The following is a 24,552-nucleotide window of genomic DNA, read 5'->3' as shown; positions in this document are numbered from 1 at the left end:
CGACCTCGTCCCACTTTCGGTTGATTTCTCCACCGAGAATCAGCCACTTTTGGGACACGATGCCCGCCCCGCCTTCAGAGGAGAAGCAATGACCGAGATCACACGAGACGTCGTCATCGTCGGCGCGGGGGCCGCGGGCCTCACCGCCGCGAACCAGCTCAAGAAGGCCGGTCTGTCGGTCGCGGTGCTCGAAGCGCGTGACCGCGTCGGCGGACGGCTGTGGACCGACGTCATCGACGGCGCGATGCTCGAGATCGGCGGGCAGTGGATCTCGCCCGACCAGGACGCGCTCATCGAGACGGTCGACGAGCTCGGCCTCGACACCTTCAGCCGCTACCGCGACGGCGACAGCGTGTACGTCGGTCCGGACGGGGCCGCGCACCGCTTCACGGGGGAGATGTTCCCCGTCGCCCCCGAGACCGAGGAGGCGATCGCCCGGGTCACCGAGCTTCTCGACGCGATGGTCGCAGAGATCGACCCCGACCGTCCCTGGGCGCACCCGAAGGCCGCCGAGTGGGACGCGATCTCGTGGGAGGAGTGGCTCCGCCGCCAGACCGACGACGACGAGGCGGTGCGGAACCTCGCCTTCGCGACCGGCTCCGCGATGCTCACGAAGCCGACCCACGCGATCTCGCTGCTCGAATCGCTCCTCATGGCGGCATCCGCCGGCAGCTACTCGCACCTCGTCGACGCCGACTTCATCCTCGACAAGCGCGTCGTGGGAGGCCTCCAGCAGGTGCCGATCCTCCTCGCCGAGCGCCTGGGCGACGACGTCTTCCTGAGCCAGGCCGTGCGCACGATCGAATGGTCGGATGCCGGGGTCACCGTCACCACCTCGCCCACGACGGGCGTCACCGGGACGGCGACGACCGACGGCAGCACGGGGCTCACGGTGCGGGCGCGCCACGCGATCCTCGCCCTCGCGCCGGTGCTGTACGACCGCATCTCCTTCGTGCCGGCGCTCCCGCGCCTGCAGCACCAGATGCACCAGCACATCTCGATGGGCTTCGTCATCAAGGTGCACGCCGTCTACGACCGTCCGTTCTGGCGTGAGCAGGGCCTGTCGGGCACGGCATTCAGCCCGTACGAGCTCTCGCACGAGGCGTACGACAACACCAACCACGGCGACGAGCGCGGCACTCTCGTCGGCTTCGTCAGCGACCTCAACGCCGACGGCGTGTTCGAGCTCTCCGCCGAAGAGCGCAAGCAGCGCATCCTCGAGTCGCTGTCGCACTACTACGGTCCCGAGGCGCTGAACCCCGTCGTCTACTTCGAGAGCGACTGGGGGAGCGAGGAGTGGACCCGCGGCGCCTATGCCGCGAGCTTCGACCTCGGCGGCCTCTCGCGCTACGGCGCGCGCCTGCGCGAGGCGATCGGCCCCATCCACCTCGCGTGCAGCGACCTCGCCGGCGCCGGGTACCAGCACGTTGACGGCGCCATCCGGATGGGGCGCCTCGTGGCATCCCAGATCCTCCAGGCGCGCGCGTGAGCGCTCATATCGTCGTCGGCTACACCGCCACCAAGACCGGGCGGGATGCCGTCGCGTTCGCCGCCCGTCTGGCGGCGGCGATCGGGGCCGTCCTCGACGTCGCGATCATCCTGCCCCGCGCCGACCGCAGTGTCATCACCCCGCCCGACGCGGGGTACGACCGGCACCTCCGCGACCAGGCGCAGCAGTGGATCGCTGCGGCGATCGACCGCATCCCCGCCGATGTCGTCGCGCACGCGCACGTGCGCGCGGCCGAGTCCTTCGCCGAGGGCCTCGTCGAGATCGCCGACGGATTGGATGCCGCGTTCATCGTCGTGGGCGCGGCCGACGGCGCTTCGCGCGGCAGGCACCGCCTCGGCACGACGACGACCGAGCTGCTCCATTCTTCCGACGTCCCGGTGGTGCTCGTCCCGCGCGACGCGCGCAAGGTCGCGGCCGAGACGGGCATCACGCGTCTCACTGTCGCGATCGGCACGCGTCCAGGCGCCGACGCCCTGATCGGCGCCACCGCCCGGCTCGCGGAGGCCGCCGGTGTGCCCGTGCGCCTCCTGTCGCTGCTGCCGGTGGACCTTCCGGCCACCGCCGACACGGCCGCCATCCGCATCTCCACCTCGACCGCGGCCGACGAGGTGCTCGCCGCCGCGCAGGCGAAGCTGCCCGCGGGGCTCGACGTGGATGTCGTGGTCGCCGCCGGCGACAGCATCGAAGACGCCGTCGCGCACCTCGAATGGCAGGGCGGCGAGGTCGTCCTCGTGGGCTCGAGCCGTCTCGCGCAGCCGCGGCGCCTGTTCCTCGGATCCACCGCGGCGAAGATGCTCAAGGAGATCACGGTGCCGGTGATCGTCGTGCCCCGCACCACCATTCTCACCGCCCCGCCCGCCGAGGAGACGAAGAAGTGACCCCTCCCGAAACCGTTCCCCTCGACGACCGATCGGACCGGGGCCTGTCCAGCAAGGGTCTCTCCGCCGGCACGATCGGCCTCATCGGCGCCGTCGTCATCGGCATCTCCTGCATCGCCCCCGCCTACACGTTCACGGCGGCGGTCGGCCCGACGGCATCCGTCGTCGGCGCGCAGATCCCCGCGATCGTGCTCGTCGGGTTCATTCCGATGCTGCTCGTGGCGTTCGGCTACCGCGAGCTCAACAACCGCATGCCCGACGCGGGCACGTCCTTCACGTGGGCGTCGCGCGCCTTCGGCCCGTGGATCGGATGGATGGCGGGGTGGGGCCTCGTCGTCGCGACGATCCTCGTGCTCTCGAACCTCGCGGGCGTCGCCGTCGACTTCCTGTTCCTGCTCATCTCGCAGATCACGGGCAACGCGGAGATCGCCGACCTCGCATCCAACACCGTCATCAACATCGCGGTGTGCCTGCTGTTCATGCTCGCTGCGACATGGATCTCCTACCGTGACATGCAGACGACGCAGAAGCTGCAGTACGTGCTCGTGAGCTTCCAGGTCCTGGTGCTCGTCTTCTTCGCGGTCGCCGCGATCGTCGAGGCCGTGTCTGGAAACGGCTTCGACTTCCAGCCGTTCGACATCTCCTGGTTCAATCCGTTCGCGGTGAGCTCGTTCTCCGCATTCGCGGCGGGGCTGTCCCTGTCGATCTTCATCTTCTGGGGGTGGGACGTCACTCTCACGATGAACGAGGAGACGAAGGACCCCGAGAAGACTCCGGGGCGCGCAGCGACCCTGACGGTCGTCACGATCGTGTCGCTGTACCTGCTCCTCGCGGTCGCGATGATCATGTTCGCCGGTGTCGGCACGGGCGAGCTCGGTCTCGGCAACGAAGGCATCCAGGAGAACGTGTTCTTCCACCTCTCCGGCCCGATCCTCGGACCGCTCGCGTTCCTCGTGTCGCTCGCCGTCCTGACGAGCTCCGCATCGTCCCTGCAGTCGACGTTCGTCGGCCCCGCCCGCACGCTGCTGTCGATGGGGCACTACGGCGCGCTGCCGCCGGCCTTCGCGAAGGTCAGCCCGCGGTTCTTCACCCCGGGCTACGCGACGATCGTCTCCGCGATCGTGGCCTCCGCCTTCTACGCCGTGATGCGCGTCGTCAGCGAGAACACGCTGTGGGACACGATCCTCACCCTCGGCATGATGATCTGCTTCTACTACGGACTCACCGCGTTCGCGTGCGTCTGGTACTTCCGCAAGCAGTGGTTCGACTCGGTGCGGAACGTGTTCTTCACGTTCCTGTTCCCGCTCGTGGGCGGCATCATCCTCGCGATCCTCTTCTTCACGACCCTCATCGACTCGATGGATCCGGCGTACGGCTCCGGTGCCGCCGTCGGGGGAGTGGGGATCGTCTTCGTCCTCGGCATGCTGATCATCGTGGTCGGCATCGTCATCATGATCTGGCAGTTCGTCAAGCGCCCCGCCTTCTTCCGAGGCGAGACGCTCGGCACGGACGCCCCCGCCAGCACCCGTCGCCTGAAGGAGGCCGCACGTTGATCAGCGAAACCGCTCTGCTGGAGAAGCTCCCCCGTGGACTGTTCATCGGTGGGGAGTGGGTGGACGGCTCCCACGGCACCTTCCCCGTCCAGGACCCGGCCACGGGAAACACCCTCGTCGAGATCGCCGATGCGAGCGCGGAGGACGGCATCCGTGCCCTCGACGCCGCGGTCGCCGCGCAGGATGCCTGGGCGGCGACGCCCGCGCGCACGCGCAGCGACATCCTCCGTCGTGCGTTCGACCTGCTGCAGGAGCGCGCCGACGAGTTCGCCCTGCTCATGACCCTCGAGATGGGCAAGCCCCTCGCCGAGGCGCGCGGCGAGGTCACCTACGGGGGCGAGTTCCTGCGCTGGTTCAGCGAGGAGGCGGTGCGCATCTCCGGCCGCTACGGCATGAACCCCGAGGGCACCGGCCGCATGGTCGTCAGCCAGCGGCCCGTCGGCCCGTGCTTCTTCATCACGCCGTGGAACTTCCCGCTCGCCATGGCGACGCGCAAGATCGCTCCGGCGCTCGCCGCCGGCTGCACCGTCGTGGTCAAGCCGCCGGAGCTGACGCCGCTCACGACCCTCGCCTTCGTCCAGCTGCTCGTGGAGGCGGGACTTCCCGCCGGCGTCGTCAACGTCGTGACCACCACGAGTTCGAGCGCCGTCTCGGGGCCGATCATCGCCGACCCGCGTCTGCGTAAGCTCTCCTTCACGGGGTCGACCCCCGTCGGCAAGAAGCTCATCGCCCAGGCCGCCGAGGGCGTGCTGCGCGTGTCGATGGAGCTCGGCGGCAACGCTCCCTTCGTCGTCTTCGACGACGCCGACCTCGACAAGGCGGTCGACGGCGCCATGGCGGCGAAGTTCCGCAATATCGGGCAGGCGTGCACGGCGGCGAACCGCTTCATCGTGCACTCCGCCGTCGCGGAGGAGTTCGCCGATCGCGTGAGCGAGCGGGTCAGGGCGATGAAGATCGGCCGCGGCACCGAGGAGGGCGTGCAGATCGGACCGCTCATCGACCGCAAGGCCGTGGAGGGCACGGCAGCGCTCGTCAAGGATGCCGTGGACCGCGGCGCGACCGTCCGCGCCGGCGGCTCGGCGATCGACGGCCCCGGCACGTTCTTCGAGCCGACGGTCATCACCGAGGTCGCCGCCGGCAGCGACATCCTGCGCGAGGAGATCTTCGGTCCGGTGCTCGCGATCGCGACCTTCGACACGGAGGACGAGGCCGTGCGCCTCGCCAACGACACCGAGTACGGCCTCGTCTCGTACGTCTTCACGCAGGACCTCGCGCGCGGTCACCGCATGATCGACAGCCTGGAGACGGGCATGATGGGGCTGAACGTCGGCGTCGTCTCGAACGCGGCCGCCCCGTTCGGCGGCGTCAAGCAGTCCGGGATGGGCCGCGAGGGCGGGCTCGAGGGCATCCACGAGTATCTGTCCACGAAGTACACGCTGATCCCGGCATCCTGACCTCGGGCGACCGAGCGCACGAGAACCGCACGAGAAGACCGACACCGAGATCGACACCGAGAAGAGGACACCATGAGCGACTACGCCGTCACGAACCCCGCCACGGGGGAGACCCTCGCCACGTATCCGACCGCGACGGACGCCGAGGTGGAATCGGCGATCGCGGCCGCCGACCATGCGTTCCGCACGTGGGGGCGCACGTCGAGCCCGGCCGAGCGCGCCGCGCTCCTGCGTCGCGTCGCCGAGCTCCACCGCGAGCGCCGCGACGAGCTCGCCGCGATCATCGTGCGGGAGATGGGCAAGCCGCTCGCGGCCGCCGAGGGCGAGGTCGACTTCGCCGCCGACATCACCGAGTACTACGCCGACAACATCGACAAGATCACGGCGGACACGCCGATCGACCTCCTCGCCGAGGGGTCGGCGGTCATCCGTCGGGCGCCGCTCGGCGTGCTGCTCGGCATCATGCCGTGGAACTTCCCGTACTACCAGGTCGCCCGGTTCGCCGCGCCCAACCTGGCGATCGGGAACACGATCCTGCTCAAGCACGCGCCGCAGTGCCCCGAGTCGGCGGCCGCGATCGCGCAGATGTACACCGACGCCGGGTTCCCCGAAGGCGCCTACGTCGACGTGCGTCTGACGAACGAGCAGTCCGCGACCGTCATCGCCGACCGCCGCGTGCAGGGCGTGTCGGTCACGGGCTCCGAGCGGGCGGGCGCCGCGGTCGCGGAGATCGCGGGGCGCAACCTCAAGAAGGTCGCCCTCGAGCTCGGCGGATCGGACCCGTTCATCCTGCTCTCGACCGACGACCTCGACGGAGCGGTGCAGATGGCGGTCGAGGCGCGTCTGGACAACAACGGCCAGTCGTGCAACGCCGCGAAGCGCTTCATCGTCGCAGAGGATCTGTACGAGCCGTTCGTCGAGAAGTTCACGGCCGCCATGGCGGATGCCAAGGTCGGCGACCCGTTCGCGGAGGACACCGTCCTCGGCCCGCTCTCCTCGCTCGCCGCGGCGGAGCGCCTCGCCGAGCAGGTCGACCGGGCGGTCGCCCAGGGAGCGACCGTCGTGACCGGCGGGGTCCGCGACGGCGCCTACTACCCCGGCACCGTGATCACGGGCGTGACGGAGGACATGGACGCCTACCGCGAGGAGTTCTTCGGGCCGGTCGGCATGGTGTTCAAGGTCGCGGGCGAGGACGAGGCCGTCGAGGTCGCGAACGGCACGTCGTTCGGGCTCGGCTCGTACGTCTTCACGACCGACCCCGCCCAGGCCGAGCGCATCGCCGACAAGATCGACGCCGGAATGGTGTACGTCAACATCGTCCTCGCCGACTCGCCGGAGCTCCCCTTCGGTGGCGTCAAGCGCTCCGGTACGGGGCGCGAGATGGGCCTGCTCGCCGCCGACGAGTTCGTCAACAAGAAGCTCATCCGCATCGCCGGCTGAGCCCGCCGTCACACATGATTTCCCCGGCGGGCGGGGGTTTCGCCCCGCCCGCCGGCGCGGCAGGATGGAGTCATGGAGCACACGCCGGACCCCATCACCCCGCTCAGCGACGCCGAATGCTGGGACCGCCTCGCGGAGCAGCAGCTCGGCCGCCTCGTCACGCGCGTGGGCGATGTCATGGACATCTTCCCGGTCAACTACACGGTCGACGGGCGAAGCGTCGTCTTCCGCACCGGCGAGGGCAGCAAGCTGACCGAGCTGACGATCAACGACGAGGTTCTGTTCGAGGTCGACGAGTACACGTCGACGGATGCCTGGAGCATCGTCGTCCGCGGATCCGCGCAGCGTCTCGACGACCCTGACGAGGTCGCCGCGGCCGACCGGCTGCCCCTCACTCCGTGGATTCCGACGGTGAAGTACAACTACGTCCGCATCGTGCCGACGTCTCTTTCCGGGCGCGATTTCCTGCGTGGCGAGGAGCCCGATCGCTACGGCATCCAGCAGTACTGAGGCGTCGCCGGGTTCGCGACCCCAGCGCCCATGACGTACACTGGACAGTGCAGTTGAAGTCTGCATTCTTTCGCCGTGCCCACACGAGATCATCGTGAACGGGGTCGCATCGGAAGGGGAGGACTTCACCCCGAGATCCCCCGGATCTCTAGGGCGGTAGCTCAATTGGCAGAGCAGCGGTCTCCAAAACCGCAGGTTGCAGGTTCGATTCCTGTCCGCCCTGCGCGTCAGCGTTGTGTTGACAGAGCGCGCCAGCAGACGCTGGCGCGGAAGCAGTCCGAGCAGTTCGCATGGGTGGGTACATGGTCCAGGAAGAGGCGCACGGCGAAGTCGTCCCCGCGGGCGGCGCGCCCCGTGAGAAGAAGCTGAACTTCTTCCAGCGGATCGCCCTCTTCATCCGCCAGGTGTTCGCAGAGCTCCGCAAGGTCGTCACGCCGACCCGGCAGGAGCTCGTCAAGTACACCCTGGTCGTGCTGGGCTTCGTCGTCGTCATGATGGCGATCGTGTACAGCCTCGACTTGCTCTTCACCTGGGTGGTGAACGTCGTCTTCGGCGTCCCGCGCTGAGCGCGCGCATCCCCGCCGCTGCGCCCCACCCCCGATGGAAGAGAATCCACGTGCCTGAGAAGTACACCGACGACGCCGACTGGGCGACCGCCGCAGAGCAGTCCAGCGAGGACGACGAGGCCCAGGAGGGCAACATCCTCGCCGAGGAGGAGCGTTCGTCGGCCCCCGCCGAGCACCTTGCCGTCCACGTCGTGGACGACGAGGACGAGGATGCCGGCGACGACGAGGACATCGACATCGACGACCCGGAGGCAGACGCCATCGTGAACGACGCACTGGAGATCGACGAGGCGGCCGAGGCCGAAGCAGCCGCCGAGGTGCTGAACGACTCGCTCGCCGAGGAGGAGGCGGAGGCCGCTGCGGCCGCCGCTGACGAGGTCGCCCCCTACGACGGCCCCGACGTGAACGGCGAGCCCGACGCTCCCGCCCTCGACGAGGACTTCGTCGCCGAGGTGGATGCTGCCGCTGACGTCGTCGACGAGGCCGAAGCCGACGAGGACGCCGCCGAGGCGGACCCGTATGACGCGTTCCGCGCGGAGCTGCGGTCCCTTCCGGGCAAGTGGTACGTCATCCACTCGTACGCAGGCTTCGAGCGCAAGGTGAAGGCCAACATCGAGCAGCGCAAGAACACGCTCGAGGTCGAAGAGGACATCTACCAGATCGAGGTCCCGATGGAGGACGTCGTCGAGATCAAGAACGGCCAGCGCAAGATGGTCAATCGCGTGCGCATCCCCGGCTACGTGCTGGTGCGCATGGAGCTCAACGAGGACACCTGGTCTGTCGTGCGGCACACGCCCGGCGTCACGGGCTTCGTGGGCAACGCCCACAACCCGACGCCGCTGCGCTTCGAAGAGGCGTTCAACATGCTCAAGTCGCTCGTCCAGGTGACCGAGGCCGCTCCCGCCAAGGGTGCGGCGAAGGGCGCGGCGACCCAGGCGCGCACCGTCATCACCGAGGTCGACTTCGAGATCGGCGAGACCATCACGATCAAGGAGGGCTCGTTCGCCGGGCTCCCCGGATCGATCAGCGAGATCGACGCCCAGCGCGGCAAGCTCACCGTCCTCGTCTCGCTCTTCGAGCGCGAGACCCCCGTCGAGCTCTCGTTCGACCAGGTCACCAAGCAGTAGCGGCTCTTCCTCGTCCCACTCGGGGCGAGAGTCGTCCCACAAAAGGCTGGTTCAGAGGCTCTGAACCAGCCTTTTCTGGGACATGGATGCCGAGGGTGCGGGATCGGGTAGAATAGTCCGGTTGCGCGCCTGTCGCGCGGCATCCCCACCACCTTCAGGAATGGCCTGAGGCGTGGAAGCGCGCCCCGCGGCTCCGGCCGGAAGGCGCTCGAAAAGGAGAGAGAGAATGGCACCGAAGAAGAAGGTGACCGGCCTGATCAAGCTTCAGATCAACGCCGGTGCCGCCAACCCGGCGCCGCCGATCGGCCCCGCGCTCGGTCAGCATGGCGTCAACATCATGGAGTTCTGCAAGGCGTACAACGCCGCGACCGAGTCGCAGCGCGGCAACGTCATCCCCGTGGAGATCACCGTCTACGAGGACCGCAGCTTCACGTTCATCCTGAAGACCCCGCCCGCGGCGGAGCTCATCAAGAAGGCCGCCGGCGTCGCGAAGGGCTCGAAGACCCCGCACACCGTCAAGGTCGCGAAGCTCACCAAGGACCAGGTCCGTCAGATCGCCGAGACGAAGATGCCCGACCTGAACGCGAACGACATCGAGGCCGCCTCGCTGATCATCGCCGGCACCGCCCGCTCCATGGGCATCACGGTCGAGGACTGAGGGGGAGAACGACATGGCTAAGTCCAAGGTTTACGAAGCAGCCGCGGCGAAGATCGACCGCGACAAGTTCTACACGTCCACCGAGGCGGTGAACCTCGCGAAGGAAACCGGCTCGACCAAGTTCGACTCCACCGTCGAGGTCGCGCTCAAGCTGGCCGTCGACCCGCGCAAGGCGGACCAGATGGTTCGCGGCACGGTCATCCTGCCGCACGGCACGGGCAAGACCGCCCGCGTCATCGTGTTCGCGACGGGTCCGGCCGCCGAGGCCGCCATCGCCGCGGGTGCGGACGAGGTCGGCGGCGCCGAGCTCATCGAGAAGGTCGCCGGTGGCTGGACCGCGTTCGACGCAGCCGTCTCGACGCCCGAGCTCATGGGCCAGGTCGGTCGTCTGGGTAAGGTGCTCGGCCCCCGTGGCCTCATGCCGAACCCCAAGACCGGCACCGTGACCCCCAACCCGGCCAAGGCCGTCGAGGAGATCAAGGGCGGCAAGATCGAGTTCCGCGTCGACAAGCACGCCAACGTGCACTTCGTCGTCGGCAAGGCGTCGTTCTCGGCCGAGCAGCTGGACGAGAACTTCAAGGCCGCGCTCGAGGAGATCGTGCGCCTGAAGCCCTCGAGCTCCAAGGGCCGTTACATCCAGAAGGGCGCCGTGTCGACCACGTTCGGCCCCGGCATCCCGCTGGACGTCAACTCGCTCGCCTGAGTTCGCTCTACGACAGGGGCTCCACCTTCGGGTGGGGCCCCTTCGTCGTCCTCGGGGGTAACGTCGGACCGTGACCCTCAGCGACGTCCTCGGCATCCGGTACCCCCTCGTCCTGGGGCCCTTCGGCGGGCTCTCGAGCGTGGAGCTCACCGCCGCCGTCAGCAACGCGGGCGGGCTCGGGTCGTACGGTCTGTACGGCTACGACGGGGCTCGGATCACGGACACCGTCTCGCGGCTCCGGCAAGCGACCGACCGTCCGTTCGCCGTCAACCTCTGGGTGCCTACGGGAGACGAGGCGACGCCGGATGCCGTCGATATCGCGCCACTGCGCGAGGCCCTCGGGCCCGTGTTCGTCGAGCTCGGCGTCGCGCCGCCCGAAGAGCCGGCCCGGTTCCTCCCGCCCATCGACGAGCAGCTCGCCGCCGTGCTCGAGGCCCGCCCGGCGGTGCTGAGCGTCGTCTTCGGCGTTCCGGGGGCCGCTCTCGTCGACGCGGCCCACGAGCGCAGCATCGCCGTCGTCGGCACCGCCACGACCGTGGCCGAGGCGCAGGCGCTCGACGATGCCGGCGTCGACGCGATCGTGGCGACGGGGTTCGAGGCGGGCGGACACCGCGTGTCCTTCCTCGGCCCGGCCGAATCCGCCCTGATCGGGACCATCGCGCTCGTCCCTCAAGTCGTCGATGTGGTCTCCGCCCCCGTCATCGCGGCCGGCGGGATCGCCGATCGCCGGGGCGTCGCGGCCGCGTTCGCGCTGGGGCGTCGGGGGTTCAGGTCGGCACGGCGTTCCTGCGCACGCGGCAGTCCGCGGCATCCGTCGGCCACCGCGCCGCGATCGCGACATCCCGCGACGACACCACGCGCCTGACGCGGGCGATGAGCGGGCGCCTCGCCCGCGGCATCCCGAACCGGGCGATGACGCTCCTCGAAGCCGAGGAGATCCTGCCGTTCCCCGCGCAGAACTGGCTCACGGGACAGTTCCGCACCCCCGCCGCCGCGCAGGGACGGAGCGACCTCGTCAGCCAATGGGCGGGGCAGTCGGCCGCGCTCGCGACCCGGGAGGACGCGGCAGACGTCTTCGCCGAGCTCGCCGCCGGGCTGCCCGGCTGAGCTTCCCTCTGGCTCAGCCGTCGCGGCGGATCTCGAAACCGGTGTCGCCGAGGGGCGCGATCCGTGCCGTGTCGACCCCGGTGACGCGGGCGGCGGGCGGCCCGTCGTGCATCCAGGAGAGGACCGTGTCGACCGCGGCATCCTCGCCCTCGAGCTCCGCCTCGACGCGGCCGTCGCGGAGGTTCCGCGCCCACCCGGTGACTCTCGCGCGGCGCGCAACCTGCTGCAGCGTATAGCGGTAGCCGACGCCCTGGACGTCGCCCGAGACCATCGCGTGCACGCGCTTCATCCCTTCATCCTGTCGCGCAGCGGCGGGAACTGGAAGGATGCCGGCATGGGAACCATCGACGACTATCTTGCGACGCTCGCTCCGGAGGATGCGGCGATCATCGCGCACACCTATGCGGTGGCGCGGAGCGTGGTGCCCGACGCGGAGCAGGGGCTCGGCTACGGGATGCCGGCGCTCACCTACCGGGGGAAGTCCCTGCTATCGGTGATGCGCGCGAAGGCGCACTTCGGTGTGTACCCGTTCAGCCCCGCCGCGATCGTCGAGATCCTGCCGCTGCTGGATGGCGTCGACCACGCGAAGGGGACGATCCGATTCACCGAGCCGCTGCCTGATGACACGATCCGCGCCCTGGTCGCTGCTCGCAAGGCACAGATCGAGGGCTGAGCGGCGAACCGTCCCGCGGTGCTGGGCCAGAGCGGTCAGTGCGGCCAGACGAGGTTCACCGCGATCGCGAGCATCACGACCGCGATGACGCCGTCGAGAATCCGCCACGCGCGGGGCGTGGCGAGCCACCGGCTGAGCGATCGTGCGCCGAGCGCGAGCGCGAAGAACCATCCGAAAGACGCGACCACGGCTCCCGCGGCGAACACCCACCGCGTGTCGCCGTGCGTCGCGGCGACCGAGCCCAGCAGGAACACGGTGTCGAGGTAGACATGCGGATTCAGCCAGGTCAGCGCGAGGCACGTGAGGAGCACGGGCGCCAGTCGAGAGGCCGCCCGTGGGCGGGTCGCCGTCGACCGCGGGGAGCCGGCGCCGGCGAGTGGTGTGGCCGTGATCGGGGCGTCGGAGGCGACGGCCGGCGCCGCGGCATCCAGCGTCTCCCCGTTCCCGCGCAGCGCCCGACGTGCGGCGATCAGTGCGTAGACCGCGAGGAACGCGGCGCCGGCCCAGCGCACGGCGTCGATCAGCCAGGGTGCGGCGTGCAGAAGCACCCCGAGCCCTGACACCCCCACCGCGATCAGCGCGGCGTCGGACAGCGCGCACACGAGCGCGACCGCGACGGCGTGCTCTCGCCGGATGCCCTGCCGCAGGACGAACAGGTTCTGCGCGCCGATCGCGACGATGAGCGAGAGACCGAGACCGAGGCCGGCGAGGAAGGGGGAGAGCACGTCTCGACGTTAGGGTCGGCGGTTGATACAGTCCAGTTCAGATTCTTTCATTCGGTGAAGAAGGGCTTCATCATGCGGATTCCCGCGGTGGGCGCGACCACCTTGGCCGCCGTGCTGGATGCCGGGAGCATGGAGGCGGCGGCGGAGCGCCTGCACATCACGACGTCGGCCGTCAGCCAGCGCATCCGGGCGCTCGAGGCCGAGCTCGGTCGCGTCCTGCTCGTACGATCGAAGCCCCTGCGCGCGACGCCCGCGGCGCATCCGATCGTCCGTTTCGCCCGTCAGCTGGACCTGCTCGCGCAGGATGCCGCGATCGAGCTCGGGGCCGCCGCCGCCCGGACGAGCATCCCGCTCGCGGTCAACGCCGACTCGCTCGCGACCTGGTTCCTCCCGCCTCTCGCGCGGCTGTGCGCCCGGCATCCCGTGGTCTTCGACCTCCACCGCGACGATCAGGACTTCACGGCGGGCCTCCTCGAGGAGGGCGTCGTCATGGCGGCGGTGACGTCGCGTGCCGAGCCGGTGGCGGGATGCCGCGTGCAGGCGCTCGGCGTCCTCCGGTACGAGGCGGTCGCGGCACCCGCGTTCGTGCGCGCGCACTTCGCGGGAGGGGTGAGCCCAGACGCCCTCGCCCGGGCTCCGCTCGTCGACTTCGACCGCCGCGACGATCTGCAGTCACGCTGGCTCGTCGCGCAGGGCGCGGACCCGTCGTCGCCGCCGCGCCACCGGGTGCCCGCGTCGCAGGACTTCGCCGCGGCGACGGTCCTCGGTCTCGGCTGGGCGCTGCTGCCGGAGAGGCAGGCGCGGCCGGGGATCGCGGACGGGACGCTGGTCGCCCTCGGCGGGCCCGCGATCGATGTGCCTCTGTACTGGCAGCAGTGGAACCTGCGGTCGACGCTGCTCGACGCCGTCGCCGAGGACGTCGTCGCGGAAGGGCGGCGGGTGCTGCGCTGACGAGACGCGTCAGGCCTCAGCGACCGACAGCACGATCTTCCCCCGTGTGTGCCCCTGTTCGAGCTCGCGGTGCGCGGCGGCGGCCTCGGAGAGCGGGAACACGCGGTCGACGAACACGCGGATCGCGCCCGAGTCCAGAAGCCGCGCGAGGGTCGCCAGCACGACGCCGTCCGGCGTCACCTTGTACGACGTCGCGCGCACCGTGGCAGCCGCTGCGGCCTCGGCGTATCCCGGCCACGAGCCCGTCGGCACGAGCACGTACAGGCCCCCGCGGCGGATGACCCCGATCGAGCGCGACCCGGTGGTGTCGTGGGTGTTGCCGACGAGGTCGATGACGACGTCGACCTCGCCGACGACATCCTCGAACCTGGTCGTGAGGCGGTCGATGACGACGGATGCCCCGAGCTCGCGCAGCCATCCGAGGTTCGGGCCGGATCCGGTCGCGGTGACGTGCGCGCCGAAGTACGCGGCGAGCTGGACGGCGAAGTGACCGACGCCGCCGGAGCCGGCGTGGATGAGGATCCGCTGCCCCTCGTGCGCGTGCGCGGTCTCGACGACGAGCCCCCACGCGGTCAACGCCGCCAACGGCACCCCCGCGGCCTCGACGTGCGAGAGCGATGTGGGCTTGCGGGCGACGGACAGCGTCGGGGCGACGACGTACTCGGCGTAGCTCCCGCCCGAGCGAGGGAAGGCGGCCATGCCGAACACCTCCGTGCCGACGGGGAAGGGATGCGTCTCGTACGGCGACGTCACGACGACGCCGCTGAAGTCGAACCCCAAGGTGCTCGGGTACCCCTCGATCGCGGCGCTCAGGCCCGCCCCCGACCGCGTCTTCGCGTCGATCGGGTTCACGCCGGCGGCGATCACGCGCACGAGCACCTCGCTCAGCACGGGTGCGGGCGTCGGCGTCGCGGTCACACGCAGCGCATCGGCGTCGCCCGGGGCGTCGAAGACGACGGCGCGCATCTCCTCGGGCACCGCGATCGGCTCGGCGGGGGTGGAGTCGGTGACGGAAGCGAGGCGCAGCGGCCGGAACTTCATGAGCGTGTCCTTCCGCGTGTCGTCGTCGCCAGCAGGATGCCTGGGGTGCGACCCAGTCAAGCGCGGATTTGTCTCCGACGTGTTACGCGGGTGCTACCGGGTCGAGAAGGTCAGTGCGGCAGCGTGCTCGTCGTGAGGGCGTGCAGGAGTCTCGTGAGGTTCTGGATGTCGTCGACGGGCCATCCGTCCAGCGCCTTCACGAGGGTGTCCTCCTGCGGTGCGCGCGCGTGTGCGAGGCGGTCGAGGCCGAGCGCGGTGGGGGAGAGGATGCTCGCGCGCCCGTCGTCGGGGTCGGGGTCGCGTCGGATGAGGCCGAGCTGCTCGAGCTCTCGCACGGTGCGGCTGAGCTGACCCTTGTCGACGACGAGGTGCTCGGCCAGGGCCGATTGGGAGATGCGCTCCCGACGCGCGATCGTCGTGAACACCTTGTAGGCGCCGGGGAGCATGCCCGGGCTGACGCGCTGGGCGTTCTCCATCAACAGACGCCGCATGCGCGAGATCAACTCGCTGAGCTCGCCCTCCAGGTCACGCACCGCATCGGTGCGTGACCGGAGAGCGTCGCCGTCATGCACCGCGTCGGTGCGTGGCCCGGCATCGTCGAGGGACATCGCCCGCTACGACCGGGTGTCGTCGTCCGTGGGGGCGGCGCCGTCGGCATTGGTCTGCACGCGCACCGAACCGGTCGCCGCGAGCGTCGCCATGGCCTCGGGCACCGAGACGGTCGCGAGGTCGGCCTCGCTCGCCTGGATGCGTTCGGTGGTGGTCATGGTCGTCAGCGACTTGTTGGGCAGGAACACGATCGCGAGCAGCGAGAGCACGGCGAAGGGCACCGCGATGAGGAACGAGTGTGAGATGCCGTTCGCATAGATGTCCTCGAACACGACGCGCAGCGCCTCCGGCATCTCCGAGACCTTCGGCAGGGCGCCCGACTGGAGCTGCTCGCCCCAGTACTGCGCCTTGTCGCCGAGGCTCATGATCGCAGCCGTGATGTCGTCCTTGCGCTCGGCGACGAGGTCCACGACGCGTGCCGCGAGGGCAGCGCCCATCACCGACACGCCGATCGTGCCGCCGAGGCTGCGGAAGAACGTGACGCCCGAGCTCGCGACGCCGATCTCCTCGGGGCGCGTCGTGTTCTGCACGACCAGGACCAGGTTCTGCATCGTCATGCCGACGCCGGCACCCAGCAGGAACATGTAGACCGAGACGAGGAAGAAGTCGGTGTCGTAGTGGATGGTCGACAGCAGGAAGGAGCCGGCGATCAGCAGCACCGAACCGACGATCAGGTAGGGCTTCCAGCGCCCGTACTTGGTCACGAGCGCCCCCACGCCGATCGATGAGATCAGCAGGCCGCCGATCATCGGGATCGTCATGAGCCCGGCCTCGGTGGGCGTGGCGCCGCGGGCGAGCTGCATGTACTGGCTGAGGAAGACCGACGCGCCGAACATCGCGATGCCGGTGGCGATCGAGGCGATCACCGACAGGGTGAAGGTGCGGTTGCGGAACAGGCTCAACGGGATGAGCGGCTCCTTGGAGCGCAGCTCGACGATGATGAACAGGACGGCGGCGAGGATCGCGCCGCCGACCATGAGGACCGTGTTGAGGCTCCACCAGTCGTTGTTGTTCGCGACATCCGCCCAGTCGCCCGACACGGTGGTGCCGGCGTTGGTGACCCAGATCAGCAGCATCCCGACCGCCACCGAGAGCAGCACGATGCCGACGTAGTCGATGCTCGTCTTCTTCTTGGGGCGCGCGGGCACGTGGAGCGTCGCCTGCACGAGGATGAGCGCGATGATCGCCACCGGAAGCGACACGAAGAAGTTCCAGCGCCAGCCCCAGGCATCCGTGATCACGCCGCCGAGCAGGGGGCCGCCGATCGTGGCGAGCGCCATGACGCCGCCGAAGAGGCCCATGTAGCGCCCGCGCTCGCGCGGGCTGATGATGTCGGCCATGAGCACCTGGCTGAGCGCCGCGAGGCCGCCGGCGCCGATGCCCTGCACCGCGCGGAAGGCGATCAGCATCTCGGGGCTGGTCGAGAACCCGGCCGCCGCCGTCGCGAGGACGAAGATCACGATCGCGAGCTGGTAGAGCACCTTGCGGTTGGTCAGGTCGGCGAGCTTGCCCCAGATGGGAGTCGAGATCGCCGTAGTCAGGAGGGTCGCCGTGACGACCCAGGTGAACGCGGTCTGGTTGCCGTCGAGGTCGTGGATGATGACGGGGAGCGAGGTGGAGACGACCGTCGAGGCGAGCATCGACACGAACATGCCGAGGATGAGGCCGGAGAGGGCCTCGAGCACTTGGCGGTGGTTCATGCGCGGCTTCAGCGCGGCGTCGGAGGGCGTGGCTGACATGGGGATCCTTCGAGAGTGATGCGAAACGAGGAAGGCGACGGTGCCGAGAGGCAATGGTTGATTGATATCAACCGTTGAGACTGGTCAACGATACAGCTCTCGTTGACCTACGTCAACCAAGGTCGCCGCACGTCATCGCACGGCATTGCCACGCGATCGCGAGGGAGGCGGCGGGCAGGCGTCGGGGTGAGCGTGCGTCAGTCGGCGAGCGCGAGGGCGCGGAACGGCTCGCGCGGCCGCGCGGCGGGCGGAGCGACCGTGGTGACAGGGATGCCGCGACGCGACATCGTCCGTCGGTACAGCTCGTCGATGAGCTCCGTCGCGAGGCGCACGAGCTGACCGATCTCACGCTCGTCGCGCTCGACCCACGCGCAGCGGGGCTCGTCGCCCACGGGGACGAACCCGTCGTGCTCCTCCCAGACGACGAGTGTCCGCTCGGCGCCGAGCACGTGCTGCTGCCACCACACCTGACGCAGGTAGGTGCGGGGGATGGAGCGCCACGTCTTGTTGGTCGTCTTGATCTCGGCGAGGGTCACGCGGCCCTCGGCATCCACCGCGATTCCGTCGGGCGTCGCCAGGTGACGCTTCTCGACGACGGCGTGGAACAGGGCGGAGGACGGCTGGATGCCGTGGGTCGCGGCCACCCACGCGGCGATCTCGGGCTCGCGCCGCCGCCCGTGATCGGTGTAGGCGTTGCCGGAGAATCCGGGCCCGCCGCCGAGCTTGGAATCCGCGGCGCGGGCGATCGCCGTGTGGCTCGTGAGCTGTGCGACATCCGTCGCCGTGATGCCGCGTGACCGCGCGCGCATCCAGCCGACGCGATCGCGCGAATCGGCGACGATGCGGGCGGCGAGGTCCGGGGCGAGCGATGCGAAGGCCTCCGGAGTCATTCTTCGAGGCTAACCCGCGACGCGATTCGTGAGTGCGCGACGCGCGCGACTCGCCGAGAGCGCCTGATGTTGCCGAGACGGCCGCTTCTTCACGGTCAATGACGGGCGCTCTCGAGAAGACGGGGTGACCTCGGCGCGCGCAGAGGACCGGACGTGGATGCCGGGGCGCGATTTGGCGGGCGGGCGGGCGGCGCGTAGACTCGTCGAAGCCAAAGACCGCTGGTCTCGGTGTGCGCGAAAGCTCACGCCGACGAAGCTCTGCATCGCAGGGGCCCGCGCAGGTGACACTGAATTCACCGGGAAACCGGAATCGAAGCTCCGTGCGCTTGCGCCGGAGCTTCTTCGCGTTGGGGGAGTGGTCGAGGCGGCGCCCCGGCACCCTGGGGCGTCACGTACACATCCAAGGAGTGACCATGGCGCGCAAGGACGCATCGGTTGCCGAGCTCACGAAGAACTTCGAGGACTCCGCTGCCGTTCTGCTGACCGAGTACCGCGGTCTGACGGTTGCCCAGCTCAAGCAGCTGCGCAACAGCATCCGTCAGGACGCCTCGTACGCCGTGGTGAAGAACACGCTGACCAAGATCGCCGCCAACAACGCGGGGATCACGGCGCTGGACGAGGACCTCAAGGGTCCCTCGGCCGTCGCTTTCGTGCACGGTGACTTCGTCGCCACCGCCAAGGCTCTTCGTGACTTCGCCAAGGCCAACCCGCTTCTGGTGATCAAGGGCGGCATCTTCGAGGGCAACGCCCTGAGTGCCGACGAGGTCAACAAGTACGCCTCGCTCGAGAGCCGTGAGGTTCTGCTGGCGAAGGCGGCGGGCATGATGAAGGCGACGATGGGCAAGGCTGCCGCCACCATCGACGCGCTTCGCGAAAAGCTGGAGACCGCCGAAGCCGCGTGAGCGGTGGCGATCTCTTCACCACACACCCCATCTATCTAGGAGATACATCATGGCTAAGCTCACCACTGAGGAGCTGCTCGAGCAGTTCGCCGGCCTGACCCTCGTCGAGCTCAACGACTTCGTCAAGGCGTTCGAGGAGAAGTTCGAGGTCACCGCCGCTGCCCCCGTCGCCGTTGCCGGTGCCGCCGGTGGCGCGGGCGCCGCTGAAGCCGAGGAGGAGAAGGACTCGTTCGACGTCATCCTCGAGGCCGCCGGCGACAAGAAGATCCAGGTCATCAAGGTCGTCCGCGAGCTCACCTCGCTCGGCCTCGGCGAGGCCAAGGCCGTCGTCGACGGTGCCCCCAAGGCCGTGCTCGAGGGCGCGAACAAGGAGACCGCCGAGAAGGCCAAGGCTTCCCTCGAAGAGGCCGGCGCGACGGTTACCTTGAAGTAATCACGCTCACGCGTTCCGAGGGCCCTCCTGCATCACGCAGGGGGGCCTTCGTCATTCGGCGGCGCTTCCCGTCAGCGGCGCCGCGGTGGAGTTGCGCATGATGAGGCGCGCCGGCGTCCGCACGACGGTGCGCGCGCGCCCCGGTTCGGCGATCTCGGCGAGCAGCACCTCGACGGCCGCCGCCCCTTGCTCGCGCGGAACCTGCTGGAGCGTCGTGAGGGCGAACATCTCCGCGAACTCGTGGTCGTCGATGCCGACGACCGAGAGCGAAGCCGGCACCTGGATGCCGAGGCGACGGGCCGCGATGATGGTCCCGATCGCGACTTCGTCGCAGACGCCCACGATCGCCGTGGGGCGGCGGCGGGTGTCGCCCAGCAGGTCGGCGGCCGCCGCGTAGCCGCCGGGCAGCGACACCTCGGAGTGCGCGTGCCGGACGAACTCGGAGAGCCCGGCTTGGCGCATCGCGTGGCGATAACCTGCGAGACGCTCCTGATCGACGTGCGCCCAGTGGCTGCGCGGTGAGCCGCCCACGAAGGCGATGTCTCGATGGCCGAGCTCGATGAGGTGTTCGGTCGCACGTCGCGCCGCGTGGTCGTCGTCGACGGCGACCACGCTCGTCTGCTCTCCGCTGCCCACCACGCTGACGATCGGCCGACCGATCTGCGTGAGCTGATCGATCTCCTGGTCGACCGGCTCGAGGCCGACGGCGATGAGGCCGTCGAAGCGCTTGCGAGCGAGGAAGTCGCCGAAGATCCTCTCGCGGCCGGGCGTGCCCGGCTTCGCGTCGTACAGCGTCAGGTCGAGTCCACGTTCCAGGAGCGCCTGCTGGATGCCTTCGAGCACCTCCGCGAAGAACCACCGATTGAGATACGGCATGACGACGCCGATGTTCTGGGTGCGACCGGTCGCCAGGCCCACGGCGCCGGCCGACGGGACGTAGCCGAGCGCGTCCGCGGCATCCCGCACGCGGGCACGCGTCGCGTCGGACACGTAGCCCGAACCGCTCAATGCGCGACTCGCCGTCGCTTTCGAGACGCCCGCCTGTGCGGCCACCTCTGCAATGCCTGCCATCCGGCTCCTCCTCGAGTCGCCTTCCCACGATAGTCGAAAACCTCAAAGATGTGGAACCGTTTGCATTTGATATGGTCGCGCTCCCACGACTCCTAACGGCCGTTACCTGCTCGTGATCGCGCCGATCTTGCGATCCGTGAGGAAGTCCAATACGGTGATGTGGAATCGGTTCCCTACGACAGCACCATGCGCAGGCAATCGAATTACGCACTCAACGAGGAGGAATCACGTGCGGAACACTCAACGTCGGTGGATCGTTCCGATCGCCGTCATCAGCGTCGCTGGTTTTGCGCTCGCGGGCTGTGCCGAGGGGGGTTCGAGCGGCGGCGACAGCAGCGGTTCGGCCGAAGGACAGACCGTTCGCATCTCGGGCGGCATCACCGGATCCGAGGCGGATCTGCTGCAGCAGTCGTTCGCCAAGTTCACCGAGGACACCGGCATCAAGGTCGAGTACACCGGCGACAAGGGCTTCGAGGGCAACATCGTCACCAAGGTGACCGGTGGAGACGCGCCCGACCTTGCGATCGTCCCGCAGCCGGGTCTCCTGCAGACCCTCATCGGCACGGGTGACGTCGTCAAGGCTCCCGACGCGGTCGACAAGGCCGTGGACGAGAACTGGTCGTCGGACTGGAAGACGTACGGCACGGTCGACGGCACGTTCTATGCCGCGCCGATGCTCGCCAACGTCAAGGGCTACGTCTGGTACTCGCCGGCGAAGTTCAAGGAATGGGGCGTCGAGGTCCCGACGACCTGGGATGAGCTGCTGACTCTCACCCAGACGATCCAGGAGAAGACGGGCAGCGCCCCCTGGTGCGCCGGATTCGAGTCGGGCACCGCCTCGGGCTGGCCCGGAACCGACTGGATCGAGGACCTCGTGCTGCGTCAGTCGGGCACCGATGTCTACGACAAGTGGGTGGCCGGCGACGTCAAGTTCACCGACCAGCCGATCGTCGACGCGTTCGACTCCCTCGGCAAGATCCTGCTGAACCCGGCCTACGTCAACGCGGGCTTCGGCGACGTGCGCAGCATCAACTCGACGGCGTTCGCCGACGTCGCCGCGAAGGTGGCCGACGGCACGTGCCCGATGACGCACCAGGCGTCGTTCCTCTCGTCGAACTTCCTCGACGTGAAGACGGCGGCGGGCGCGACCCCGAAGGTCGCAGCCGACGGTGACGTCTACGCGTTCGTGCTCCCCGGCACGAAGGCCGGCGAGTCGCAGGTCGAGGCCGGTGGCGAGTTCGTCGCCGCGTTCAACGACAATGAGGCGACTGCCAAGGTGCAGGAGTTCATGGCGTCGGCCGACTTCGCCAACGCGCGTGTCAAGCTCGGCGGCGTGATCTCGGCCAACAAGAACGCTGACCCGTCGCTCGCCTCCAGCGAGTTCCTCACGGACGCGATGACGCTGCTGCAGGACCCGAAGACGACGGTCCGCTTCGACGCATCCGACCTCATGCCCGCAACGGTCGGCTCCGGCTCGTTCTGGAAGGGCATGGTCGACTGGATCGACGGCAAGGACCAGGCCACGGTCCTCAGCGACATCCAGGCCGGCTACAACAACTGATCCACACCCCGTGAGCGGTGGTGGGATGCCGGTGCCGCCGGCATCCCACCACCGTCACACCCCGTACGACACCCGTTCCGCGTCCGCAGAAGCACACGGAGGCCACGCCCCATGCCCGAGACCACGACCGCGAAGCCCACGATGTCGGCTTCGGCAGAACCGCCGGGGACGCGTCCGTCCGGCCGCCGCGACGAACGCGGCACGCGCGGGTCGACCCTGATCCTGCTCGTCGGTGCGATCATCGTCGTCGCACTCTTCATCTTCCTCATCGTCCAGACCCCGCGCGAGACCTCGCCGACCACGCTCGGCTTCTCGTTGAACAGCTTCTTCCAGTGGCTCGGGAACCAGCATCAGCTCGTGCAGATCCCGATCGTCCTCGTCGTGTTCGGCGCCGTGATCGGGCTTCTCCTGCTGCTCATCGAGTTCGCCCCGCGCCCCGGACGCTTCTACTTCTGGCTGCGCCTGGTGGCGTGCTTCGCGATCCCGGTGATCGCGTTCATGATGCTGCGGCCCTATCAGAACGCCGTGTTCTACGTCCTCGGCATCGCCGTCGTGCTCGGCGGGGTGCTGTTCCTCCTCGACTACCGGTCGCGGGAGGGGGCGGGGTACCTGTTCCAGCTCGTCCTGTTCGCCGCTCCCGCGGTCATCCTCCTGCTCATCGGCCTCATCTACCCGGCGATCGCCACGTTCGTGCAGTCGTTCTTCGACAAGACCGGCAAGGACTTCGTCGGCATGGAGAACTACGTCTGGGTCTTCACCAACCCGGAGGGGTTCTGGTCGGTCATCAACACGGTGATCTGGGTGCTGGTGGCCCCCGCCGTGGCGACGATCATCGGACTCGCGTACGCCGTCTTCATCGACCGGGCGCGCGGAGAGAAGTTCCTCAAGGTCCTCATCTTCATGCCGTTCGCGATCTCGTTCGTCGGCGCCGGCATCATCTGGAAGTTCGTGTACGACTATCGCCAGGGCGATCAGCTCGGCATCCTGAACGCGATCGTCACGGCCTTCGGCGGCGAGCCCGTCTCGTGGCTGAGCGTGACGCCGCTCGTGAACAGCCTGCTGCTCATGGTCGTGTTCGTCTGGTCGCAGACCGGGCTCGCGATGGTGATCCTCTCCGCGGCCATCAAGGCGGTGCCCGCGGAGCAGAACGAGGCGGCCGAGCTCGACGGCGCGAACGCGTGGGAGAGGTTCCGCAACGTCACGGTCCCCGGCATCCGCTCGTCGATCGTCGTGGTCGTCACGACCGTCGCCATCGGGGCGCTCAAGATCTACGACATCGTCGCCGTCATGACCGGCGGCCGCTCGAACACGAGCGTGCTCGCGTTCGAGATGGTCAACCAGCAGCAGCGCTTCCAGAGCTACGGGCACTCGGCCGCCCTCGCGGTCGTGCTGTTCCTGTTCGTCACGCCGCTGATCGTGTTCAACGTCATCCAGATCCGGAAGCAGAGGGAGATCCGATGAGCACCGGGGTCGACATCATCGAGCCGATCGCGGACGCGCGCACGGCGCGGCAGGTCGCACGCGACACGCGCAAGAACGAGGCGATGGCGCGCAAGCGCCTCACCTCCAAGGGCGCCACGATCGCGGCGATCATCATCGCCTTCTTCTGGACGATCCCGACCTTCGGGTTGTTCGTCACCTCGTTCCGCCCCGGCGCCGACGTGCAGTCGACCGGTTGGTGGACGGTGTTCGTCGATCCGTCGTTCACGCTGTCGAACTATTCGGAGGCGCTGAACTCGGGCGGGACCGCCCTGACCCTCGGTCAGTCGTTCCTGAACTCGCTCGCGATCACCATCCCGGTCGTGTTCTTCGCGCTCGCGGTCGCGTCGCTCCTCGCGTACGCCTTCGCGTGGATCGACTTCAAGGGGCGCAACATCGCCTTCATCGCGGTGTTCGCGTTGCAGATCGTGCCGTTGCAGATGGCCCTCGTGCCGCTGCTGAGCCTGTTCTCACGCGGCCTCACGATCGGCGAGGTCACGGTGTTCCCCGGGTTCGCGCTGCGCGACATGGACCACAGCTTCGCGACCGTGTGGATCGCGCACACGATCTTCGCGCTGCCGCTCGCGGTGTTCCTGCTGCACAACTTCATCGCCGAGATCCCGAGCGAGGTCATCGAGGCCGCGCGCGTGGACGGCGCCGGTCATGGCCAGATCTTCTTCCGGATGATCCTGCCCCTCGCGGCGCCTGCCCTCGCCTCCTTCGCGGTGCTCGAGTTCATCTGGGTGTGGAACGACCTGCTCGTGGCCACGATCTTCGCGCCGTCGTCGTCGCTGCCGCTGACCCAATCGCTGAATTCGCTGTCGGGCACGTGGGGGAACAAGTGGTTCCTGCAGGCGGCGGGCACGTTCATCTCGATCATCGTGCCGCTGCTCGTGTTCTTCGGCCTGCAGCGCTTCTTCGTGCGCGGCCTGCTCGCGGGCGCGACGAAGGGCTGATCCGGAGAGCGGGGAG

24 protein-coding genes, 1 tRNA gene and 1 pseudogene are annotated in these 24,552 nt (G+C 68.9%); 19 read left to right on the top strand and 7 right to left on the bottom strand.

Annotated elements, in window-relative coordinates; all coding sequences use genetic code 11:
- Positions 1–88: 88 nt before the first annotated feature.
- The 12 genes and pseudogenes from J0I43_RS11545 (at position 89) to J0I43_RS11490 (ending at position 11,506) form a co-directional block, all read left to right on the top strand.
- Entirely contained in the window at positions 89–1,489 is a 1,401-nt protein-coding gene (locus J0I43_RS11545) for an NAD(P)/FAD-dependent oxidoreductase (RefSeq protein ID WP_292863708.1), read from the top strand.
- Complete coding sequence (locus tag J0I43_RS11540) at positions 1,486–2,388, top strand: universal stress protein (protein WP_292863706.1); 903 nt, start codon at positions 1,486–1,488, stop codon at positions 2,386–2,388. The genes J0I43_RS11545 and J0I43_RS11540 overlap by 4 nt, the downstream gene beginning before the upstream one ends.
- Positions 2,385–3,941 carry an APC family permease gene (locus J0I43_RS11535; protein WP_292863703.1) on the top strand — a complete coding sequence of 519 codons (1,557 nt, stop codon included), beginning with the start codon at positions 2,385–2,387 and terminating at the stop codon, positions 3,939–3,941. The genes J0I43_RS11540 and J0I43_RS11535 overlap by 4 nt, the downstream gene beginning before the upstream one ends.
- On the top strand, positions 3,938–5,395 hold the full coding sequence (locus J0I43_RS11530; protein ID WP_292863700.1) for an NAD-dependent succinate-semialdehyde dehydrogenase: 1,458 nt from the start codon (positions 3,938–3,940) through the stop codon (positions 5,393–5,395). Before J0I43_RS11535 ends, J0I43_RS11530 begins: the two co-directional genes overlap by 4 nt.
- A gap of 72 nt (positions 5,396–5,467) precedes the next feature.
- Positions 5,468–6,835 carry an NAD-dependent succinate-semialdehyde dehydrogenase gene (locus J0I43_RS11525; protein ID WP_292863697.1) on the top strand — a complete coding sequence of 456 codons (1,368 nt, stop codon included), beginning with the start codon at positions 5,468–5,470 and terminating at the stop codon, positions 6,833–6,835.
- A gap of 72 nt (positions 6,836–6,907) precedes the next feature.
- Positions 6,908–7,345: a pyridoxamine 5'-phosphate oxidase family protein gene (locus J0I43_RS11520; protein ID WP_292863694.1), complete on the top strand. Its 438-nt coding sequence runs from the start codon at positions 6,908–6,910 to the stop codon at positions 7,343–7,345.
- Positions 7,346–7,495: 150 nt separating this feature from the next.
- A tRNA-Trp gene (locus J0I43_RS11515) sits at positions 7,496–7,568 on the top strand.
- A 79-nt stretch (positions 7,569–7,647) separates the two neighbouring features.
- Positions 7,648–7,911 carry a preprotein translocase subunit SecE gene (secE, locus tag J0I43_RS11510; protein ID WP_292863691.1) on the top strand — a complete coding sequence of 88 codons (264 nt, stop codon included), beginning with the start codon at positions 7,648–7,650 and terminating at the stop codon, positions 7,909–7,911.
- A 50-nt stretch (positions 7,912–7,961) separates the two neighbouring features.
- Positions 7,962–9,038, top strand: coding sequence for a transcription termination/antitermination protein NusG (gene nusG / locus J0I43_RS11505; RefSeq protein ID WP_292863688.1), 1,077 nt, complete (start codon positions 7,962–7,964; stop codon positions 9,036–9,038).
- A 226-nt stretch (positions 9,039–9,264) separates the two neighbouring features.
- Complete coding sequence (rplK, locus tag J0I43_RS11500) at positions 9,265–9,696, top strand: 50S ribosomal protein L11 (protein WP_137417828.1); 432 nt, start codon at positions 9,265–9,267, stop codon at positions 9,694–9,696.
- 13 nt (positions 9,697–9,709) lie between these two features.
- A complete protein-coding gene (rplA, locus tag J0I43_RS11495) occupies positions 9,710–10,399 on the top strand; it encodes a 50S ribosomal protein L1 (RefSeq protein ID WP_292863685.1) in 690 nt (229 codons plus the stop codon).
- A gap of 70 nt (positions 10,400–10,469) precedes the next feature.
- Positions 10,470–11,506, top strand: a pseudogene (locus J0I43_RS11490) (NAD(P)H-dependent flavin oxidoreductase).
- Positions 11,507–11,519: 13 nt separating this feature from the next.
- On the opposite strand, the gene J0I43_RS11485 reads toward J0I43_RS11490, so the two are convergent.
- Positions 11,520–11,795 carry an acylphosphatase gene (locus tag J0I43_RS11485; RefSeq protein ID WP_292863682.1) on the bottom strand — a complete coding sequence of 92 codons (276 nt, stop codon included), beginning with the start codon at positions 11,793–11,795 and terminating at the stop codon, positions 11,520–11,522.
- 45 nt (positions 11,796–11,840) lie between these two features.
- On the opposite strand from J0I43_RS11485, the gene J0I43_RS11480 reads away from it, so the two are divergent.
- Positions 11,841–12,179, top strand: a complete 339-nt coding sequence (locus J0I43_RS11480; RefSeq protein WP_292863679.1) for an iron chaperone — start codon at positions 11,841–11,843, stop codon at positions 12,177–12,179.
- A gap of 35 nt (positions 12,180–12,214) precedes the next feature.
- Here the strand turns inward: J0I43_RS11480 and J0I43_RS11475 are convergent, their stop codons facing one another.
- The gene (locus J0I43_RS11475; RefSeq protein WP_292863676.1) at positions 12,215–12,904 is read right to left on the bottom strand and encodes a LysE/ArgO family amino acid transporter; all 690 of its coding nucleotides are present in this window, start codon (positions 12,902–12,904) and stop codon (positions 12,215–12,217) included.
- A 72-nt stretch (positions 12,905–12,976) separates the two neighbouring features.
- Here J0I43_RS11475 and J0I43_RS11470 point away from each other — a divergent pair, with 72 nt between their 5' ends.
- On the top strand, positions 12,977–13,855 hold the full coding sequence (locus J0I43_RS11470) for a LysR family transcriptional regulator ArgP (RefSeq protein ID WP_292863673.1): 879 nt from the start codon (positions 12,977–12,979) through the stop codon (positions 13,853–13,855).
- 9 nt (positions 13,856–13,864) lie between these two features.
- Here the strand turns inward: J0I43_RS11470 and J0I43_RS11465 are convergent, their stop codons facing one another.
- The 4 genes from J0I43_RS11465 to J0I43_RS11450 form a co-directional block, all read right to left on the bottom strand.
- Positions 13,865–14,896 (bottom strand): NADP-dependent oxidoreductase, encoded by a 1,032-nt coding sequence (locus tag J0I43_RS11465; protein ID WP_292863670.1) that lies wholly within the window; start codon positions 14,894–14,896, stop codon positions 13,865–13,867.
- 110 nt (positions 14,897–15,006) lie between these two features.
- Positions 15,007–15,504, bottom strand: a complete 498-nt coding sequence (locus tag J0I43_RS11460; protein ID WP_292863667.1) for a MarR family transcriptional regulator — start codon at positions 15,502–15,504, stop codon at positions 15,007–15,009.
- Between the two features lie 6 nt (positions 15,505–15,510).
- The gene (locus tag J0I43_RS11455) at positions 15,511–17,244 is read right to left on the bottom strand and encodes an MDR family MFS transporter (protein WP_292863664.1); all 1,734 of its coding nucleotides are present in this window, start codon (positions 17,242–17,244) and stop codon (positions 15,511–15,513) included.
- Between the two features lie 197 nt (positions 17,245–17,441).
- Positions 17,442–18,134 (bottom strand): YqaJ viral recombinase family protein, encoded by a 693-nt coding sequence (locus J0I43_RS11450; protein WP_292863661.1) that lies wholly within the window; start codon positions 18,132–18,134, stop codon positions 17,442–17,444.
- 413 nt (positions 18,135–18,547) lie between these two features.
- Between J0I43_RS11450 and rplJ the strand changes: the two genes are divergently transcribed.
- Both rplJ and rplL read left to right on the top strand, forming a co-directional pair.
- A complete protein-coding gene (gene rplJ, locus J0I43_RS11445) occupies positions 18,548–19,036 on the top strand; it encodes a 50S ribosomal protein L10 (RefSeq protein WP_292863658.1) in 489 nt (162 codons plus the stop codon).
- Positions 19,037–19,085: 49 nt separating this feature from the next.
- The gene (gene rplL / locus J0I43_RS11440; protein WP_292863653.1) at positions 19,086–19,469 is read left to right on the top strand and encodes a 50S ribosomal protein L7/L12; all 384 of its coding nucleotides are present in this window, start codon (positions 19,086–19,088) and stop codon (positions 19,467–19,469) included.
- Between the two features lie 51 nt (positions 19,470–19,520).
- Here rplL and J0I43_RS11435 read toward each other — a convergent pair whose 3' ends face one another.
- Entirely contained in the window at positions 19,521–20,540 is a 1,020-nt protein-coding gene (locus J0I43_RS11435) for a LacI family DNA-binding transcriptional regulator (protein ID WP_292863648.1), read from the bottom strand.
- A gap of 229 nt (positions 20,541–20,769) precedes the next feature.
- Between J0I43_RS11435 and J0I43_RS11430 the strand changes: the two genes are divergently transcribed.
- The 3 genes from J0I43_RS11430 to J0I43_RS11420 all read left to right on the top strand — a co-directional run bounded on the left by J0I43_RS11430 (position 20,770) and on the right by J0I43_RS11420 (position 24,536).
- Positions 20,770–22,101 (top strand): ABC transporter substrate-binding protein, encoded by a 1,332-nt coding sequence (locus J0I43_RS11430; protein ID WP_292863645.1) that lies wholly within the window; start codon positions 20,770–20,772, stop codon positions 22,099–22,101.
- Between the two features lie 111 nt (positions 22,102–22,212).
- On the top strand, positions 22,213–23,562 hold the full coding sequence (locus tag J0I43_RS11425; RefSeq protein WP_292863643.1) for a carbohydrate ABC transporter permease: 1,350 nt from the start codon (positions 22,213–22,215) through the stop codon (positions 23,560–23,562).
- Positions 23,559–24,536: a carbohydrate ABC transporter permease gene (locus J0I43_RS11420; RefSeq protein WP_292863640.1), complete on the top strand. Its 978-nt coding sequence runs from the start codon at positions 23,559–23,561 to the stop codon at positions 24,534–24,536. The genes J0I43_RS11425 and J0I43_RS11420 overlap by 4 nt, the downstream gene beginning before the upstream one ends.
- Positions 24,537–24,552 lie beyond the last annotated feature (16 nt).

Source organism: Microbacterium sp. (assembly GCF_017305435.1).
In the GTDB taxonomy this organism is placed as follows: Bacteria; Actinomycetota; Actinomycetes; order Actinomycetales; family Microbacteriaceae; genus Microbacterium.
The sequence above is the reverse complement of the archived record's forward strand: the minus strand, read 5'-3'. Positions and strand labels throughout refer to the sequence as shown.

Excerpts from the sequence above, each read along its gene's own strand:
- J0I43_RS11545 (WP_292863708.1), top strand. The coding sequence starts at position 89 with ATGACCGAGATCACACGAGACGTCGTCATCGTCGGCGCGGGGGCCGCG.
- J0I43_RS11525 (WP_292863697.1), top strand. The coding sequence starts at position 5,468 with ATGAGCGACTACGCCGTCACGAACCCCGCCACGGGGGAGACCCTCGCC.
- J0I43_RS11520 (WP_292863694.1), top strand. The coding sequence starts at position 6,908 with ATGGAGCACACGCCGGACCCCATCACCCCGCTCAGCGACGCCGAATGC.
- secE (WP_292863691.1), top strand. The coding sequence starts at position 7,648 with ATGGTCCAGGAAGAGGCGCACGGCGAAGTCGTCCCCGCGGGCGGCGCG.
- rplK (WP_137417828.1), top strand. The coding sequence starts at position 9,265 with ATGGCACCGAAGAAGAAGGTGACCGGCCTGATCAAGCTTCAGATCAAC.
- rplA (WP_292863685.1), top strand. The coding sequence starts at position 9,710 with ATGGCTAAGTCCAAGGTTTACGAAGCAGCCGCGGCGAAGATCGACCGC.
- J0I43_RS11485 (WP_292863682.1), bottom strand. The coding sequence starts at position 11,795 with ATGAAGCGCGTGCACGCGATGGTCTCGGGCGACGTCCAGGGCGTCGGC.
- J0I43_RS11480 (WP_292863679.1), top strand. The coding sequence starts at position 11,841 with ATGGGAACCATCGACGACTATCTTGCGACGCTCGCTCCGGAGGATGCG.
- J0I43_RS11470 (WP_292863673.1), top strand. The coding sequence starts at position 12,977 with ATGCGGATTCCCGCGGTGGGCGCGACCACCTTGGCCGCCGTGCTGGAT.
- J0I43_RS11465 (WP_292863670.1), bottom strand. The coding sequence starts at position 14,896 with ATGAAGTTCCGGCCGCTGCGCCTCGCTTCCGTCACCGACTCCACCCCC.
- J0I43_RS11460 (WP_292863667.1), bottom strand. The coding sequence starts at position 15,504 with ATGTCCCTCGACGATGCCGGGCCACGCACCGACGCGGTGCATGACGGC.
- J0I43_RS11455 (WP_292863664.1), bottom strand. The coding sequence starts at position 17,244 with ATGTCAGCCACGCCCTCCGACGCCGCGCTGAAGCCGCGCATGAACCAC.
- J0I43_RS11450 (WP_292863661.1), bottom strand. The coding sequence starts at position 18,134 with ATGACTCCGGAGGCCTTCGCATCGCTCGCCCCGGACCTCGCCGCCCGC.
- rplJ (WP_292863658.1), top strand. The coding sequence starts at position 18,548 with ATGGCGCGCAAGGACGCATCGGTTGCCGAGCTCACGAAGAACTTCGAG.
- rplL (WP_292863653.1), top strand. The coding sequence starts at position 19,086 with ATGGCTAAGCTCACCACTGAGGAGCTGCTCGAGCAGTTCGCCGGCCTG.
- J0I43_RS11435 (WP_292863648.1), bottom strand. The coding sequence starts at position 20,540 with ATGGCAGGCATTGCAGAGGTGGCCGCACAGGCGGGCGTCTCGAAAGCG.
- J0I43_RS11425 (WP_292863643.1), top strand. The coding sequence starts at position 22,213 with ATGCCCGAGACCACGACCGCGAAGCCCACGATGTCGGCTTCGGCAGAA.
- J0I43_RS11420 (WP_292863640.1), top strand. The coding sequence starts at position 23,559 with ATGAGCACCGGGGTCGACATCATCGAGCCGATCGCGGACGCGCGCACG.